Raw genomic sequence first — 17910 nt, forward strand, 5'->3', positions numbered from 1 at the left:
TATCAATTATTAATGAAGAAGGTAGGTTAGTATGTTATGAATTGGAAGGTCTCAGATTTAACCCTGGAACAAAAGATTGGTCAGATGTTTATTTGTGGTTTTGATGCTTTAACACCGAATGAGCATGCCAAAAAATTGATCCAGGAGCATCATGTAGGTGGTATCGTATACTTCCGCAGAAACGTACAGAAACTCTCACAATTATCCGAGCTGTCTTCATCCCTCCAGCAACTGGCTGCTTCTAGCGGTGAGCCGCCACTTATCGTTTCTATCGACCAAGAAGGTGGTATGGTTGCAAGAATTGATCATGAAGGGATCAGCCGGATTCCAGGTAATATGGCACTAGGGGCGGCTGGAAGCACGGATTATACTTACGAGGTTGGAAAGATTGGAGCTAAGGAACTTAGAGCTCTTGGTGTTAATATGAATTTTGCTCCTTGTATCGATGTAAACAACAATCCATTAAATCCAGTAATAGGCGTTCGATCCTTTGGAGAAGATCCCAAGACGGTTGCTGCTCATGGCGTAGCTGCAATTAAGGGTTATCAGGAAGAGGGTGTTTCCGCGACGGCTAAGCATTTTCCAGGTCACGGAGATACAAGTGTAGACTCCCATCTAGGTCTGGCTTCTGTGCCTCATGATCGTACTAGACTTGAACAAGTGGAGTTATATCCATTCAAAGAAGCTATAGCAGGTAACGTCGATGCCATTATGACTGCACATGTTAGCTTCCCGGCTATTGAACCAGATCCCATTCCAGCTACGTTGTCATATGCTGTATTAACGGGACTGCTCCGTGAAGAGCTAGACTTCGATGGCCTAATTATTACGGACTGTCTAGAGATGCATGCGATAGCGAAAGAGTTTGGAATACCAGAAGGCGCTGTTCGTTCTATTGAAGCAGGTGCAGATTGTGTGCTTGTCAGTCATAGATTGGAACTACAAGAATCAGCAATCAAAGCCGTTGTTGAAGCTGTTAAGAGTGGACGTATAACGGAAGAGCGCATTGATTCCTCCGTTGAGCGGATTTTATCTCTTAAGATGCGAAATGCAGAGAAGGCAGCGAACTTACCAGCTGTTGATATTGCAGAAATAAGTAGCAGTGCTGAAGCATTATTGTTTGAAATTGCAGCTAAAGGAATTACACTTGTACGAGATGAGCAGCAGCTACCTTTAGACCGTGAAGTGTCCACACTTGTATACTGGCCAGAGTTATTAAAAGCGACCGAGGTAGATGAAGCTTGGAGTCGTTCCTATACGTTAGGTGACGCAATAGCTGCGAGCAAAGGGAAGGTAGAGGAAATCCGCATCGGTACTGATTTGACAGATGAGGAAGTTGAGGCGGCTGTCCAAGAAGCGAAACATTATAAGCAGGTTGTCGTAGCGACTTATACTTCCGAGAGCAAGCTTTCTTCAGGTCAACGTAAGTTAGTCGAGAAACTAATGCAGCTTGGATCAGTGAAATTGATTGTTGCTTCAACACGTAATCCTTATGATTTGAATGAGATTTCTCAGGTCCCTACATATCTATGTTGTTATGAGAACACACCATTTTATATGGATGCACTCTCAGGAGTATTGTATGGAGACGTGATACCGGAAGGGAAACTTCCGGTAAGCTTGAATGATGTTCAGGAATCAGGTTCGAAGGCGAATTAATTCATAGATTTATAGAGTCGGGAGCCCTGTCAACAGAGGGGGAATCTCCCGGCTTTTTCTTTTTTGGAAGAAATATAGCAACTTTTACCGGAAGTGGGCGTCTAATACTATGATGTTTAGATAGAGAGAATCAAAATCACACAGGAGTTGAAGGAGCAGAAATGAAACTTAAGAGAATGTCCATCATCACTGTACTTGTCATGGCACAGATATTATCTGTTGTGCCTGTGAGTGCGCAGTCTTCTGCTGTCATCGTACCCGGTCAAGATATGGTTCAATCCGAGGCGACGAACAGCGGACAATTAGAACAACAGCAATCTCTAAAGTTGCAATCACAAGAGGCAGATGCCTCAAGCCATGCGACTAAGTCACCATTGACACCAAATAACCCGTCGGAAGCCGTTGAAGATACTTCATCATCAGATAAGATCAATAATAATGAAATGAATGGCAAGGACAACAATCAAGAAGAAGTTGAACAACAAGAGCAATTGGAGCAAGAACCGATTCAGCAAGATAAACCGGTAGTCGATGAAGTGGAAGAGGATAAAGATAGCGAGAAGTCAGATGACCAAAAGGGTCAGGATGAAACCGAATCCCTAAACACGGAGAAACAGGAAACGAATACTTTAGCTGTATCCAGTAATGAGCTTGTACTAATCATGAATAGCGCCGATATGTACCACAATGGCAAGTTCTATAAGGCAGCTCAGCCAATGGCTGTCAAGAGTGGGGTATCATATATTTCGATTCGAGCTATGGTTGAGCGGGCTGGTCTGAAACTTACATATGATAATTCTACGAAAGAAACCATTATTATTAAAGACGGCAATGAGCTTCGTTTTAAAACGGATAGCAGTATTTATAAGGTTAACGGTGAGTCACGGCAAATGAAGGGGCCTTCCTATCAATACAAGAATACATTTATGGTGCCTCTCACTTCAATTACACAAGCATTAGGTATACCTTATAAAGTAAATCAGCCCGAGAAGAAGATCATTCTAGACCTTTCTTCTATGACCGGCGGAAGTGGAAACGGTGGTGGAGTAGTAGATCCCGAGCCGCCTATCCCGAATGAATCAGGTCTTATTCTCATGATGAATAGCGATAAAATGTACCACAATGGAAAGCTTTATATTGCGGGACAGCCGATGGCTGTGAAGAACGGTGTATCCTATGTAGCCATTCGTTCATTAGTTGAGCGTGTTGGGCTGAAACTGGCCTATGACAGTTCCACGAAAGAAACAGTAATTACTCGTGGGGCAGATACATTGCGTTTCAAGACGGATAGCAAAGTCTATACCGTGAATGGTGTAAAAACTACGATGAAAGGTGCAGCATATCAATCCAACAATGTATTTATGGTACCGCTGACCTCGATTACACAGGCCCTAGATATCCCATATAAAGTGGATCAGACGAATAAACGGATTATTCTTTCTTTGAGTACTAAGCCAGTTGCTTCCTTCACCATCGAGAATGATGAGATTTTTGCAGGACAGACAAAGGTGAGGTATAAGACAAGTCCTTACTCTCCATTGGGTCTCCCAATTATTGATGAGAAGTGGGAAGGTAGAGAGGAGATTTTTGCAGAGCCTGGTGTGCGGACGATTACATATTCCGTTCAGGACTCAAGTGGTGAGTGGAGTGATCCATATTCGGTAACCATCGAGGTATTAACTCCTAACGAACCGCCGGTTGCTATGTTTATCACGGATAAAGATGAATACAAGATGGGTGAACGAATCACTTATACCGATCAAAGTACGGATGATGAGAATGCGATTGTAAAATGGGATTGGGATAATAATGCTGAAGCATTTTTCACACCTGGACCCGTAAAAGTTGGATTGACTGTAACCGATAAACATGGTGCTACGAACTATTATGAGAAGACACTTATCATTACATCTGAAACGTTATATACACGTGAAGAATTCAGTCAGCTATTCTCAAAAATCGGTGAAAAATACATCTTTGACGGCTCTAAGGTTCCGTCGATGGAGGAGTTTCCTTACTCAAGAACTTCTGAACCTACCACGCTAATCCGTAGTAATAGTCCAGAAACGGTATACACGGAAGGAATCGTATATCGCGAAACAGGGATCGGATCGACTAGATTTATGATCCATCATTTGAATGCTACAGGTAAACGGATGAAAATGTATGTCGTTGCGACTAATATTAATGACACCAATGCCTTGTTAACGACACAATATGTAGGATTTGGCGGTCCAATTAATATTCCTACAGCTACGGGTAAGGCGTCTGTACAGAGATACTTAGAATCCATGCAGTCCGGTAAGGATTATCAGTCGATCTACCTAAAACCAGGTGAGAGCAGAGTCATTTTACAGGAGCTGAGTGCGACTCCGATGAAGAATGAACAAGTAATTTCGATGTTTGCAGATCTTTATACGGATTCACCTGTTCGTTATGATATTGTCATGATTGAAGAGAACAAAGACCCTATTCAAAAGCTTCCTTTCTTAAGACTACATCCGAGTGATGGAGTCCATAACCGGGGTACTTATTCGGATGCTACACGTATCATTGAATCGAATGAACTGATTGGTAACACACCTTCTCGTCTTGCAATTGGTGATAAGGTAAGTGATCCGAATCTAGTTGGTCATGACGGCATAACAGGTTATCAGACCTCTAATTCAGGTAATTTTGGTGTTGTCTACCGCATAAAGTTGAATCGAGTAGCTCCTAATACATTGATTTCATTTAATCCCCGTGGAGGTAAATACATGGGCGTTGTTATGGTCAATGGAAATATCGTAGGTGCACCGAACTCTGCTGCGTCTTCTGCGCCTAACGAGGCAAGTATTCTATATCGTACGGGTACCTATGAGCAGTCTGTGGAAATTACGTTTACAGCTGCACCGGGTAGCAGCTTACCAATCAACTTCCTATTCACGCCATTGCCAGAATTGAAATCGAATTAAGGTTAAACCTAGCCCCAAGTGTCCGATTAAGAGGAACTTGGGGCTTTTTATGTCTATTGATCAGTTCCTTTGAGATGATTTTGAATTCTGTCGGTGTCTACCATAGACTTGTCTCGTTGACTAGGCACATTTTTTCATGCATTATTAATAGATGACATGAAAGACCTAGACATTTAAGCGATCAGGAGGTTAACTGCGTATGCTGACGACGGAACAGATCATAAACGGCATGTCCGAGAACGGGCTGCGCATTACCGATCAGCGTAAGACACTTGCCAAATTATTTGGAGAACATCCAGGGTATTTAACAGCTAAGGATGTATACGAATATATGGGTAAGAAATATAGTGGTCTCAGTTTTGATACGGTTTATCGCAATCTTAGAGTATTATATGATCTTGGTGTGCTGGAACAGGTTGTGTTTGAAGAAGGTATTAAATTTAGAGCGAGCTGTAATGAAGAACATCATCATCATCACATGATATGTCTTCAGTGTCAGAAGACTTATCCGATCAAGTTTTGTCCGATGCAAGTGACCGATGGTCCAGAGGATTTCCAAGTGGTTCAGCATAAATTTGAAGTATTCGGATATTGTAAAGAGTGTGCCAAGGATACGACAACACTGAAGAAAAACACATCACCACATAAGACAAATTCGTGTGAAGATGGAAAGACGGAATCTTTATCATGAGTAAAATTTCAGCTAGTCGTGTTGTAAAGGTACCTATCCACATATACCGTAAGTTCATTTCACCCTTGAAACCGGCTACATGTCGTTTTTATCCTACGTGTTCTGCTTATGCTCTGGAAGCTATCGAAGTGCACGGAGCGCTGAAAGGATCATGGTTAGCGGCCAAGCGTATTGCTCGCTGCCATCCTTTTAACCCGGGAGGAATTGATCTGGTTCCACCACGTAAGGGGGCTTCGAATGATGTGGAAGTTCAAGGCCCGTGACAAGTAACCTTGACACCCGAAGGGTTCGTTGATTATATTGAAGTTATATATGCATTTCCGAGGAAGAGATAAGTACGAAAATCAAATCTTGTACAGAGAGCCGGGGAAGCTGAAAACCGGTCAAGGTTATTTTTGGAAAATGGTCTTGGAGGAACCACTTTTGAGCGATCCAGTTCGTCTGGACGTAAAGGAGTGGCGTGATCCAGCGTTAATGGACGGTCGTCTTTGAATAGGCGGTCGGTGAGCCTGTTGCCCGTAAGGGTACAGGGAATTTGGGTGGTAACACGTGAGATAACTCTCGTCCCATAGGGATGAGGGTTTTTTGTTGTGTTTTCACAGACCAAAATAAACGATAAATTAGTGAAAAGGATGGGTTAATCATGACAGACAAGAAGACATTTTATATTACGACACCGATCTATTACCCAAGCGACAAGCTGCACATCGGTCACGCTTATACGACTGTAGCAGGTGATGCTCTGGCACGTTATAAACGTCTGCGCGGTTTTGATGTTCGCTATCTGACAGGAACGGATGAACATGGTCAGAAGATTGAACGAAAAGCAGCTGAAGCGGGTAAGACACCACAACAATTCGTTGATGACATTGTAGCGGGCATTAAAGATCTGTGGAAGAAGCTTGATATTTCGAACGAGGACTTTATCCGTACAACAGAAAAGCGTCATACGCAAGTTGTTCAAGATGTCTTTGAACGACTGCTTGCCCAAGGTGATATTTACAAAGGGGATTATGAAGGTTGGTATTGTACACCATGTGAGTCGTTCTTCCTTGAACGTCAGCTCGTAAATGGTAACTGCCCAGATTGTGGCCGTCCTGTTGAATTGGTAAAAGAGGAAAGTTATTTCTTCCGTATGAGCAAATACGTAGACCGTCTCCTTCAGTTCTATGAAGAGAATCCGGACTTTATCCAGCCGATCTCCCGTAAGAACGAAATGATTAACAACTTTATTAAGCCGGGGCTTGAGGATCTTGCAGTTTCTCGTACTACGTATGAGTGGGGAGTTAAGGTGAAGAGCGATCCGAAGCATGTTATTTATGTATGGATCGACGCGCTTTTGAATTATATCACCGCGCTTGGCTATGGAACCGAAGATCGTTCTCTGTTTGATAAATACTGGCCGGCAGATGTACATCTGATGAGTAAAGAGATCGTCCGTTTCCATACGATTTACTGGCCGATTATTCTCATGGCTCTAGACCTTCCACTTCCTAAAAAAGTGTTCGCTCATGGCTGGCTCTTGATGAAGGATGGTAAGATGTCCAAATCTAAAGGAAACGTTGTCGATCCTGTAACCATGATTGATCGTTATGGCCTCGATGCACTCCGTTATTATCTACTTCGTGAAGTTCCTTTCGGAGCTGATGGAACATTCACACCGGAAAGCTTTGTGGAGCGTGTTAACTCTGATCTTGCGAATGACCTTGGTAATCTGTTAAATCGTACGGTTGCGATGGTTGATAAGTATTTCGGGGGAGAGGTGCCAGCTTATCAGACCGGAGTAACAGCATTTGATGCAGCTATGGAAGAAGCGGCAAAGGAAGTTTACGACAAGGTAGAAGAATCGATGGAGAATATGGAGTTTTCGGTTGCACTAACAGCTATCGGTCAATTCGTTAGCCGTAGCAACAAGTACATCGACGAAACACAGCCTTGGGGACTCGCTAAGGATGACAGCAAGCGTGAAGAATTAGCTTCGGTGATGAGCCATCTGGTTGAATCACTTCGAATTTCCTCCATCTTGCTGCAACCATTCCTTACGCGCACTCCTCAGAAAATCTGGCAGCAGCTTGGTATTCAAGAAGGTGAGCTGACAACCTGGGATAGTGGACGTGCACTTGGCAGCATTCCTGCCGGCACGAAGCTTGTTAAAGGAGATCCGATTTTCCCTCGCTTGGATGTTCCGCAAGAGGTTGCCTACATCGCTGAGGCTATGACAGGTGGCACGAAAGCTGCAGAAGAAGCACCGAAGCCTGAGGCACCTGCAGAGGATGAAGTGATTGAACATAAAGAGGAGATCGGTATCGAAGATTTTGCTAAAGTTGAGCTTCGTGTAGCTCAAGTTATTTCCGCTGAACCGGTTAAAAAAGCAGATAAACTGCTTAAGCTTCAATTGGATCTCGGTTATGAGCAGCGTCAGGTTGTATCTGGTATTGCAAAGTTTTATAAGCCGGAAGACCTCGTTGGTCGCAAAGTCATCTGTGTAACGAACTTGAAACCAGTCAAGCTTAGAGGAGAATTGTCTCAAGGTATGGTACTGGCGGCTTCAAAAGGTAGCGAGCTTACGCTCGCAACAGTACCGGATAGCATGCCTAACGGTGCGATCGTAAAATAAACCATCTCTTACTTGAATGGTTCATTTCAGAACGGTATACCCTGTTAATGGGGTGTACCGTTCTTTTTACATATTTAAAAGTATAAGAACATACTCTTAATAGTAATTTTTACGATTTAGTTGACAAGATCTTTCAGATGCTCTTATAATCTTGTTAGTAATCATTACGATTAAAACAATAGATCGGAGAGTAAACATAAGATGAAACATAGAATCAAAGCAGGTTACGGAATACTGATGTTAGCATTAATAATGGGTCTAACCGCTTGTGGAAGCCAAACAGATGGCGTTGTAGAGGGGAAAGTAAATGTCGTAACGACGATATATCCGATCTATGAGTTTACAAAAGAGATTGGTGGAGACGAAGTAAATGTTATAAATCTCCTTCCGACTGGGGTAGAGCCTCATGACTGGACACCGAAAAGTCAGGATATTATTAATACATCGAAATCTCAATTGTTCCTTTATAATGGTGCTGGTCTTGAAGGATGGGCTCCTTCATTTTTGAAAGGACTTAATAAAGATACGCAGGTTAAGCCGGTAGAAACTAGTCAAGGAATTGAGCTTATTGATTCTGAAGGGGACGACGGTCACGGACACGGAGAAGAAGGAGATCATGGTCACCATGTAGACCCTCACACTTGGGTAAGTCCAAAGTCTGCTCTAGTTATGGCACATAATATTCATCAAAGTCTTGTAGAAGTCGATCCAGATCATGCGGCCTATTATGATGAGCGTTATGCTGGACTTAAGGAAAAGTTAGAAAAACTAGATGAATCATTTACAACACAATTATCAGGACTTCCTAAACATGAAATTGTTGTGTCTCATCAGGCATTTGGTTATCTGGCCCGGGATTATAACCTGGAGCAATATGCTATTATGGGCTTGTCTCCAGATGCTGAGCCTCGTGCACAGGACCTTGTTAAGCTGACGAAGACAGTGAAAGAGAAAGGTATACGCTATATTTTCTTTGAGGAGCTCGTATCGGATAAACTAGCTAAGACCTTAGCTTCTGAGACCGGTGTGGAAACGCTCGTACTTAACCCTGTAGAAGGCTTAACGAAAGAACAAGAACAGAATGGTGATAACTACTTCACATTGATGGAGAAAAATTTGCAAAATCTCACTAAGGCTTTACAATAGTAAGGTGGATCACAAGGTTTTGAGAAATCTTATGTTTATTAGCAAAATAATGAGAAAGGCGGCCAAGGTATGATACCAGCACCACAGGATTGTCACGAATCGATTATACAACTGAGAAATATATCATTTTCCTACCGGGAGCAGCAGGTCATCAAAGATCTTGATTTTGCCGTCAAAGAACGCGATTTTGTCGGAATTGTAGGTTCCAACGGAGCGGGGAAAACGACCTTACTGCGAATGATCGTGGGTTTATTGCCAGCGACTGAAGGCAGTGTTGAATTATTCGGTCAGAAGGTCCGTAAGTTCAGGGATTGGGAGCGAATCGGGTATGTTCCGCAGAAGAACGCCTTTAATCCACTGTTCCCAGCAACAGTGCGTGAAGTCATTATGTCAGGACTTTATTACCGAAAAAATATGTTCCGTCGCATCGGCAAAGAGCAGCAGCAGAAATGTGATGATGCACTTGAAGTCATGCGTATACAAGATATAGCACACAAACGGATTGGTCAGCTGTCAGGTGGACAGCAGCAACGCGTCTTTCTTGCGAGGGCGCTAATCAACCGTCCGGATTTACTCATTTTGGATGAGCCTACGAAAGGAATCGATTCGGAGACCCAAGCAAGTTTTTTTGAATTGATCACCCATATGCATGCACATCACAATATGACCTTCTTGATGGTGACACATGATCTGGATATGGTAAATGGCTATTTAGGCACTTCTCCAGTGCAGCAGAACGGGAAAATTCAATTTTTTGTACGTCACTCACATGATATTGAAAACTGTACAAAACAAGATCTGCAACACTCACTCGTTTAATAAAATAAGATGATATAAAGTTAAAGCTGCGAAGGAGACGTTTTCATTGCTTGATATAATACAAAGTGATTTTTTTCAGCGGGCACTCCTCGGCGGTATTCTCATCGGTGTTACAGCGCCGCTGATTGGTATCTTTTTGGTGCTGCGAAGATTGTCCATGATTGGGGATACACTCTCCCATGTAACAATTGCAGGTGTGGCTCTCGGTTTTCTTATTGAAGTATATCCGCTGGCTGCGGGACTTGTATTTGCCGTGCTAGCTTCATTCGCGATAGAGAAGCTTAGAAAAGCTTACAAAAGTTATGCCGAACTATCGATCGCCATTATTATGTCCGGTGGGGTTGCACTGGCATCTCTCTTTTTCACATTAGGAATGGGTTATAATACCGATGTGATGAGTTATTTATTTGGAAGCATCTACACACTTGATACGACAGATCTATACATGGTAGGCGGAGTTACAATAATCGTTATCGTAGTTGTGAGCCTGTTCTTCAAAGAGTTCTTTCTGCTTAGCTTTGAGGAAGATGCAGCAAGTGTGAGTGGTTTACCAGTTAAACTGATGAATATGCTGATCACTGTGCTAACAGCGCTTGTGGTGAGTACCGCGATTAAGATAGTAGGCGCCCTGCTTGTATCAGCCCTGTTGACGATTCCAGTGGCGATTAGCTTGCTTGTGGCAAGAAGCTTTAAATCCTCTGTGATTCTCTCGGTTATCATTTCGGAGATTGCTGTTATAGGAGGTCTTATACTGGCGGGAGGGTTCAACTTAGCACCGGGAGCGACTATTGTTTTACTATTAATTGCTTTACTTGTAGTAACGTTGCTTGGTAAAAAGGGTTTTACAACATAAAGGGGGAGAAGATTGGCTGATATTAATGTCGGTATTGCGTTCGCCGCGGGTCTGGCTTCTTTTATATCTCCATGCTGTCTGCCGTTATACCCGTCTTACTTGTCTATTATTACAGGGATGTCTGTAAATGAACTTAAGACAGAACAGAACCGGAAGGAGGTGCGCACGCGTACACTTACGCATACGCTTGCGTTCATCCTTGGGTTCTCTGCTGTTTATTATTCACTTGGCTGGGGAGCTGGAATATTTGGTGAAATATTTATAGAATACCAGGATTTAATTAGACAGCTTTCTGCTCTTTTAATCATTTTAATGGGTTTGATGCTTGTAGGAATTTTTCAACCAAGATTTCTAATGAAAGACCGGAAATTTGATTTCAAATCAAAGCCGACCGGATACATAGGCACATTTTTGTTTGGCATAGGGTTCGCTGCAGGGTGGTCACCTTGTGTTGGCCCAATTCTTATGGCTATTATAGCGCTTGCTGCTACTGAACCAGGGACATGGTTCCCTTTAATCACATCATACTCTTTAGGCTTTGCCGTTCCATTCTTCGTACTTGCATTCTTCATCGGCTCTACTCGCTGGATCTTGAAATATTCAAGTGTCTTAATGAAGATTGGTGGCGTGCTTATGATTATTATGGGGATTCTGCTCTTCACGAATCAAATGTTCAAAATCACAATCTGGCTGCAGTCTTTGACTCCAGATTGGTTGAAATTTTAAGTGAAGTAATCAATCTTAGCTTTAGGGAAATGTTCAAAGATCCGCTCTGTGATGAATTCGCGCAGGGCGGTTTGTTGTTCTTGGGGATATACATATTTATATTGTCCCCAGCGGCCCCACTTTTGTTTACGCTTTGCAATATCCATTTCCAGCTTAGATTTCGGATATCTTTGTTCGATTAGATTTTTGGCTGTTTTGGTGAAACGGTGTTGAATCATTTCAAAGGTTAAACCATCTGTTGCATCTTTCGGCAGTTTCATTGCCAGGCGCTCTAGAAGCTCAGCATAGCCCTTTTCCCAGCCGTCATACCATATAATTGGAGCTATGATGAATCCTAGTGGATATCCAGCGTGAGCGATCTTAGCAGCGGCCTCAATGCGTTCATCGAACCGGGAAGTGGCTGGTTCAAATTGACGAATGACATAGTCAGCATTGATGCTGAATCGAATTCTTGTATGATTATTATGCTTAAGATCAAGCAAAGGACCAACATGATGAAACTTGGTGACGAACCTTAATCGGCCGAACTCTTCACCTGCCATGAATGTAATTAATTCTTGAAGGGAGTGGGTAATGTGCTCAAGCCCTACAGGATCCGAAGTACAAGCCGCTTCAAATGTTGTTATTTCAGGTGCTCGTTCCTCGATATATTGCTTAGCTGTGCGAAGAATATCCTCCGTGTTAACATAAACACGAATGTAAGGTTTAGCCCCGAGTGTTGTCTGCAAGTAACAATAATGGCAATGACCCATGCAACCTGTAGAAATAGGAATGGCATAGTCTGCTGAAGGCTTTGATTGATCGAATTTTAATGTTTTTCGCACACCCACAACAAGAGTTCGCTTTGCAATCCGGTATTTTTCTTGCTCGGTTTCACCCGGGAGATTTGTAATACGATTGTGGGATGTCGTCATACGATGCTCAATCCCTCTTGCTTTAACAAACTCCATAATTTCTTTACCTTTTGGATACTCTAAAGCGCCTGGTTCAAAATAAACAAGGTCTGGAATAAAAGCTTTAGTACTCTTTAAAGAGCGAGCAGGGCGTTCGATTGTTTTTACCGTCACGGCAAGCCATCCTTTCAACTCAGAGGTACATTTAGTCTGCTCTCACATAAGTGGTTCAACACGTGCCAATTATTCGAAGGAATCGGGCCAGGACTTGCCAAGTACTCTCTGAAACATGTATCATAACATGTGCAGGTAATATGGTTTTTTTAGTAAGACGTAATTTTTAGAAAAGAGGGAAAAAGATGCCGACACCCAGTATGGAGGATTATTTGGAGCGCATCTACAAGCTGATCGACGAGAAGGGATATGCGCGCGTTTCGGATATTGCCGAAGGCTTGGAAGTACATCCCTCATCCGTCACGAAAATGATTCAGAAGCTTGATAAAGATGAATATTTGATTTACGAGAAATACCGTGGTCTCGTGCTTACGAGTAAAGGTAAGAAGATGGGCAAGCGGTTAATGGCACGACATCAGCTTCTGGAAGAGTTCCTCGGATTAATTGGTGTTCTTGAAGAGAATATTTACAAGGATGTTGAAGGAATCGAGCATCATTTAAGTTGGGATTCCATTACTCGAATTGAAACGCTCGTTGAATTTTTCAAGCGAGATGAAAATCGCATTCAGGAATTACGTGACATTCATAACGAATTAGTCAGCGAATCTTAACAGGGCATCTGTCCGCTGGTGACAGATGCTTTTTTGCTTTTGTATGTTTACCTGCAAATCTATCAATGCTGGAGGATATGTGGAATGAAGTTTCGTAGATGGTTGCTTTTGTTGTTCATATCAGTACTATGTCTCCCGTCCTTTGCCCCCCCTGCCCAGGCCAAAAGCCCAGAGATTAGCATTATTCTGGATGGACAAAAATTAAACAGCGATATTTCACCATACATATTGTCCAAGGTAAACGTGACGATGGTCCCTACCCGTGTAATAAGTGAGGGACTCGGGGCATCGGTTCATTGGAATCAAAAAGAAAAAACAGTAACGGTTTCGAAAGATGGCTCAAAACTTGCAATGACTTCTGGGCGAAGCACCGCTCTAGTCAATGGCATTTCTATTCCTTTGGATGCCTCTGTTCAGATCAAAAATGGCAGAGTGATGGTGCCTCTTCGGTTTATTAGTGAAAACCTTGGTTTGACTGTAAACTGGAATCAGGCTGCACAGCAAATTACGCTAACTAGTGTACAGATTATTCCTCCACTAGAGCCTGAGAATCCACCTGTACACAATGACAATAAGGTGCGTGGTGCATGGATCTCTACAGTATTTAATCTGGATTGGCCAACGACCAAGAACAACATGCTGAAGCAGCAACAAGAGTATACAGCGCTACTTGATAAGCTACAGGATACCGGGATCAATGCCGTGTTCGTTCAAGTTCGTCCTGCTGGGGATGCGTTATATCCATCAGCATTAGTTCCGTGGTCTAAGGTGCTTACGGGTAAGCAAGGTGTTGACCCTGGATATGATCCATTAGCATTCATGGTAGAGGAAACCCACCGAAGAGGAATGGAGTTTCACGCTTGGTTCAATCCATTTCGAGCGAACTCCGATTTATCAACGGCTACACTAGCTCCTAATCATGTTGCTCTGTTATATCCTGAATGGATGATCAAGGTTAACAACCAATTGATGATCAATCCTGGTATCCCAGAAGCTCGTCAGCACATCATTGATACAATTATGGAAGTTGTAAATGGGTATGACATTGATGGAATACATCTGGATGACTATTTCTATCCTTCGAACACAACGATTAATGATTCAGCCGCTTATAAGTTGTACAATATTGGAAAATACAAGAACGTTGGGGATTGGCGCAGAGCGAACATCAACACATTTGTGCAGATGCTTGGAGAACGTATCCACCTAGCTAAACCAAATGTTGAGTTCGGTATTAGTCCATTCGGTGTATGGCGGAATAAGTCGGTAGATCCAAGTGGGTCAGATACCGCTGCTGGAGTGACGGCTTACGATAGTATGTATGCTGATGTACGGACATGGATTCAGAACGGATGGATAGACTATGTGGCACCACAGATCTATTGGAGCATGAATTATGCGCCCGCGGATTATGACAAGCTTGTAGACTGGTGGGTAAAAGAAGTCAGTGGTACCACAGTAGATCTATTAATCGGTCACGCTGCGTATAAGGTTGGCGATCTCACTCAAGAGAAGAGTTGGCAAAGTGCATCTGAGATTATTGCTCAATTAAAATATAATGAACAATACAGCGAAATTGGTGGAAGTATCTTTTTTAGAGCTAAAAACTTAATAAACAATCCTCTAGGCTTACTTGATCAATTGAAATTATATTATCAATCCTAAAACGCAAGTCCTAGAGGAATGAATGATCCCCCGCTTACATACATAGTCAGTAGACCATGTGAGCGGGGGATTTATTTATGCACATCAATGCCGTATTTGAAGGTGGAGGAGTCAAAGGAATCTCACTAGCAGGAGCTGTGAAAGCAGCAGAATTGGCTGGTGTACATTTCAGTAGAGTGGCTGGTACATCATCAGGATCCATAATTGCGGCAGTTCTTGCAGCAGGCTATACGGCAGATGAAATGAAAAAGATTATCGAAGAGACACCGTTTCAATCTTTGCTGAAGCGAGCACCAATCTTTAATGCTCGGGTGGTTGGGCCTGCACTTCGAGTGTTGATTAAGAAAGGTCTATACTCTGGGGAGGCGCTTGAGAATTGGGTTCGTCAAATATTACTGGATAAAGGAATCTTTACTTTCTCTGATATTCCTGCTGGAAAGCTGCATATAGTGGCTTCGGATATTACCAATAGCAAGCTGCTCGTCCTTCCGGATGATCTTCGGCAATATGGGATTAATCCACTTACATTTCCAGTAGCCAAGGCAGTGCGAATGAGCTGTAGTATTCCTTATTTTTTTGACCCTGTCATATTACGTTTAATCGGTGCACCCGCCCGAGGCAAATCCTTCAGTGAGCAGTTTGTTTACATTGTGGATGGTGGACTGCTTAGTAACTTTCCTCTGTGGCTATTTGATCTACACTCCAAAGAAGGTCCAAGTTCGCTTCCTGTTGTTGGGTTCCAAATGGTGGGGAAGAATAAGAACGAACCTCATCAGATTGATGGTGCGTTTAGTATGTTGACAGCGATGGTTGAAACCATGTTGTCTGCACATGATGAACGATATATTGAGCAGCACAATCGGGAGCGTACGATTAAGATTCCTACGCTTGGTATCAGTACAACGCATTTCAATTTAACATTAGAGGAGAGTATGAGCCTGTATGAATCGGGATTGTCAGCCGGGAAAGCATTCTTTTCTTCTTGGAAGCCAGATTGTGGTCATTAATCTTCGAAAAAAACCGCCCAAGTAAGCGCTAAGCGCTGACTGGACGGTTTTTTTAATGATATTTTGGCAAGTCATCAGACGAGTCATTCTTTCCTTTTTGACCGTCGATCACTTGAAATGGATATTGCTTACGTTTGGTTGGTGAGCTGCTTTTACGAATGCCATTAGGCTTCGCTGCCATTTTTGCTGCGGTTCTCTTTGAAGGTTTTACTTTAGGCCGTTTCGCTGTGCGATAACGAGTTGGTGGGAACTTATACAGCAGGAATACGATGCCAATAACGGCCAGCGGAATCAAAAAAACAGGAGAGAACAAGTTTCTCACAATTCCTAATACAGCTAGTGCAATCATAATCCAAAATACAATGTATTGAATTCTCAGCCTTTTCATGGCTTACTCATCCTTTCGCGGGATCCAAAACACTTCCTGCCAGAGGCTGTTGAACTGATACCTTTTCATATTGAGCATCCAGTTCACGCATCCGATTGAAGGAGGCAATGGATACTTCCACTTGATCATCGCTTGGTTCTTTTGTTGTCAAGAGTTGAAGCCAAAGTCCAGGATAACCCAAATATCGGAGTACAGGCACGTCTCTAAGTGAATTCGTAAGCTTCAAGAACTCAAAGGATAAGCCTAGCACAACCGGCAGAAGAGCAATCCTCTGGATGATCCGCTCTGTCATGGTATCCCAATGAAGGACAGAGTAAATCACGACGCCAAGAACAATGGTGAGCATCATAAAACTGCTACCGCAGCGGTAATGAAGGCGAGTGTACTTTTGTACATTCTTAACGGTTAACTCTTCGCCAGCTTCAAATGCTGATATTACTTTATGCTCCGCACCGTGGTATTGGAATAGACGCTTGATGACAGGCGTAAGAGAAATCCCCCACAGGTAGGCGAGAAGCAGAAGCAGTTTGATTACGCCTTCTACCAGATTATGAAGTGTTTTACTTTGAAATGAGTCACCGAACAAAAAATCTTCTACAAATACAGGAACAAGTGTGAACAATAGCTTACCAAATATGAAAGATAATACGCTGACTGCCGCAACGCCAATAATCATGCTTAGACTCCAGCCGGACTCTTCCTTTTCTTTCTGCTGCGCACGTTCCTCTGGTTCAAGAGTATCATCAGCATAGGCATCTGCCGAAAAATTCAGATGTTTGGAGCCCTTAATACTCGAATCTATAAGGCTGACGATGCCGCGAAGAAGCGGAATTTTACGTAACTTACGAATCCAGGACTTGTCTTCACGCGGCACCTCTAGAAACTTAATTTCGTGGTTTTTTCTCCGTACAGCTGTGACGTTGACATGCTTTCCGCCGAACATAACGCCTTCAATAACAGCTTGACCACCGTAGCTAACCGGAGCTGATTTTTGGGACAACCATTTCACCTTCCTGTCTAATAGTAAGAACTTTAATCCTATTGTATCGAATTTTTGAAGTAATTTCTAGTTGGATTAGGCTTTCAAGAACGGAGCATAATAATGACATTAGAAGAAGCTTCTAAATTTAACATGAAATCTAATACCACTGAGAGGAGCTCTGGTAAGTATGAGTCAATCACATAAACAATCACAGAGAATCCATACCAATCGATTTTTCTTCGCGTTGGAGCTAGGATTCTACGCTGGGTTTATCTGGGGAGGTATCCGTTGGATTTTTTATGCATTCCACTTTAGCTCCATACTTCCTGGTTTTTTGTTAGAGCCGTTTTTTAAACATTCTTTTCTAGAGAGCACGGCAGGGCAAGTAGCTGGCTGGCTATCTTTTATTGGATTGTCTATCATTGCGTCGTTGTTATATGTGTATGTATTCCGCAGAGCTAAAGGGCCCTGGCCTGGGATTGCTTATGGAGTTGTATGGTGGGTTGTGCTTATGATTGTGATCGCACCGCTGCTGAATATGAGTCCGCCTATGAAACAACTCTCTTGGGATACTCACATATCGGAAGCTTGCTTGTTTTTGCTGTGGGGATTGTTTATTGGCTATACAACAGCAGAGGAATACACGGATGAGAAAACACGCGAACCAGAAGAAGCATTGAGCTGATGCAAAAAAACTTCTCAAGAAGATACCGCCTATGGTAAAA

General features: G+C 42.8%; 16 protein-coding genes and 1 other annotated feature. Of the genes, 13 read left to right on the forward strand and 3 right to left on the reverse strand.

What is annotated here, in order from left to right; translation table 11 throughout:
- The first annotated feature begins 36 nt into the window (after positions 1-36).
- From nagZ to ACK8P5_RS09455, 9 genes are all read left to right on the forward strand, one after another.
- Positions 37-1659 (forward strand): beta-N-acetylhexosaminidase, encoded by a 1623-nt coding sequence (nagZ, locus tag ACK8P5_RS09415; RefSeq protein ID WP_422660681.1) that lies wholly within the window; start codon positions 37-39, stop codon positions 1657-1659.
- 161 nt (positions 1660-1820) lie between these two features.
- On the forward strand, positions 1821-4613 hold the full coding sequence (locus ACK8P5_RS09420) for a stalk domain-containing protein (protein ID WP_422660682.1): 2793 nt from the start codon (positions 1821-1823) through the stop codon (positions 4611-4613).
- A gap of 199 nt (positions 4614-4812) precedes the next feature.
- The gene (locus ACK8P5_RS09425; protein WP_422660683.1) at positions 4813-5304 is read left to right on the forward strand and encodes a Fur family transcriptional regulator; all 492 of its coding nucleotides are present in this window, start codon (positions 4813-4815) and stop codon (positions 5302-5304) included.
- Positions 5301-5567, forward strand: a complete 267-nt coding sequence (gene yidD / locus ACK8P5_RS09430) for a membrane protein insertion efficiency factor YidD (RefSeq protein ID WP_422660684.1) — start codon at positions 5301-5303, stop codon at positions 5565-5567. The genes ACK8P5_RS09425 and yidD overlap by 4 nt, the downstream gene beginning before the upstream one ends.
- A 51-nt stretch (positions 5568-5618) precedes the next feature.
- Positions 5619-5876: a binding site (T-box leader), on the forward strand.
- Positions 5877-5947: 71 nt separating this feature from the next.
- Positions 5948-7921, forward strand: coding sequence for a methionine--tRNA ligase (gene metG, locus ACK8P5_RS09435; RefSeq protein WP_422660685.1), 1974 nt, complete (start codon positions 5948-5950; stop codon positions 7919-7921).
- 201 nt (positions 7922-8122) lie between these two features.
- Entirely contained in the window at positions 8123-9067 is a 945-nt protein-coding gene (locus ACK8P5_RS09440; protein ID WP_422660686.1) for a metal ABC transporter substrate-binding protein, read from the forward strand.
- A gap of 69 nt (positions 9068-9136) precedes the next feature.
- Positions 9137-9886 (forward strand): metal ABC transporter ATP-binding protein, encoded by a 750-nt coding sequence (locus ACK8P5_RS09445; protein WP_422660687.1) that lies wholly within the window; start codon positions 9137-9139, stop codon positions 9884-9886.
- A gap of 46 nt (positions 9887-9932) precedes the next feature.
- Entirely contained in the window at positions 9933-10739 is an 807-nt protein-coding gene (locus ACK8P5_RS09450) for a metal ABC transporter permease (RefSeq protein WP_422660688.1), read from the forward strand.
- Between the two features lie 12 nt (positions 10740-10751).
- On the forward strand, positions 10752-11465 hold the full coding sequence (locus ACK8P5_RS09455) for a cytochrome c biogenesis CcdA family protein (RefSeq protein WP_422660689.1): 714 nt from the start codon (positions 10752-10754) through the stop codon (positions 11463-11465).
- Here ACK8P5_RS09455 and splB read toward each other — a convergent pair.
- Positions 11462-12532, reverse strand: coding sequence for a spore photoproduct lyase (splB, locus tag ACK8P5_RS09460; RefSeq protein ID WP_422660690.1), 1071 nt, complete (start codon positions 12530-12532; stop codon positions 11462-11464). The two genes, ACK8P5_RS09455 and splB, sit on opposite strands and share 4 nt — an antisense overlap.
- A 185-nt stretch (positions 12533-12717) precedes the next feature.
- On the opposite strand from splB, the gene mntR reads away from it, so the two are divergent.
- From mntR to ACK8P5_RS09475, 3 genes are all read left to right on the forward strand, one after another.
- Entirely contained in the window at positions 12718-13143 is a 426-nt protein-coding gene (gene mntR / locus ACK8P5_RS09465) for a transcriptional regulator MntR (protein WP_422660691.1), read from the forward strand.
- Positions 13144-13227: 84 nt separating this feature from the next.
- A complete protein-coding gene (locus ACK8P5_RS09470; RefSeq protein ID WP_422660692.1) occupies positions 13228-14808 on the forward strand; it encodes a family 10 glycosylhydrolase in 1581 nt (526 codons plus the stop codon).
- Between the two features lie 77 nt (positions 14809-14885).
- The gene (locus ACK8P5_RS09475; protein WP_422660693.1) at positions 14886-15815 is read left to right on the forward strand and encodes a patatin-like phospholipase family protein; all 930 of its coding nucleotides are present in this window, start codon (positions 14886-14888) and stop codon (positions 15813-15815) included.
- 52 nt (positions 15816-15867) lie between these two features.
- Here the strand turns inward: ACK8P5_RS09475 and ACK8P5_RS09480 are convergent, their stop codons facing one another.
- A complete protein-coding gene (locus ACK8P5_RS09480; RefSeq protein ID WP_422660694.1) occupies positions 15868-16203 on the reverse strand; it encodes a hypothetical protein in 336 nt (111 codons plus the stop codon).
- A 7-nt stretch (positions 16204-16210) separates the two neighbouring features.
- On the reverse strand, positions 16211-17203 hold the full coding sequence (locus tag ACK8P5_RS09485) for a DUF1385 domain-containing protein (protein WP_422660695.1): 993 nt from the start codon (positions 17201-17203) through the stop codon (positions 16211-16213).
- A gap of 169 nt (positions 17204-17372) precedes the next feature.
- On the opposite strand from ACK8P5_RS09485, the gene ACK8P5_RS09490 reads away from it, so the two are divergent.
- Positions 17373-17870, forward strand: a complete 498-nt coding sequence (locus tag ACK8P5_RS09490) for a YqhR family membrane protein (protein WP_422660696.1) — start codon at positions 17373-17375, stop codon at positions 17868-17870.
- Positions 17871-17910: the final 40 nt, after the last annotated feature.

The organism is Paenibacillus sp. EC2-1 (assembly GCF_049311625.1).
In the GTDB taxonomy this organism is placed as follows: domain Bacteria; phylum Bacillota; class Bacilli; order Paenibacillales; family Paenibacillaceae; genus Paenibacillus_AQ.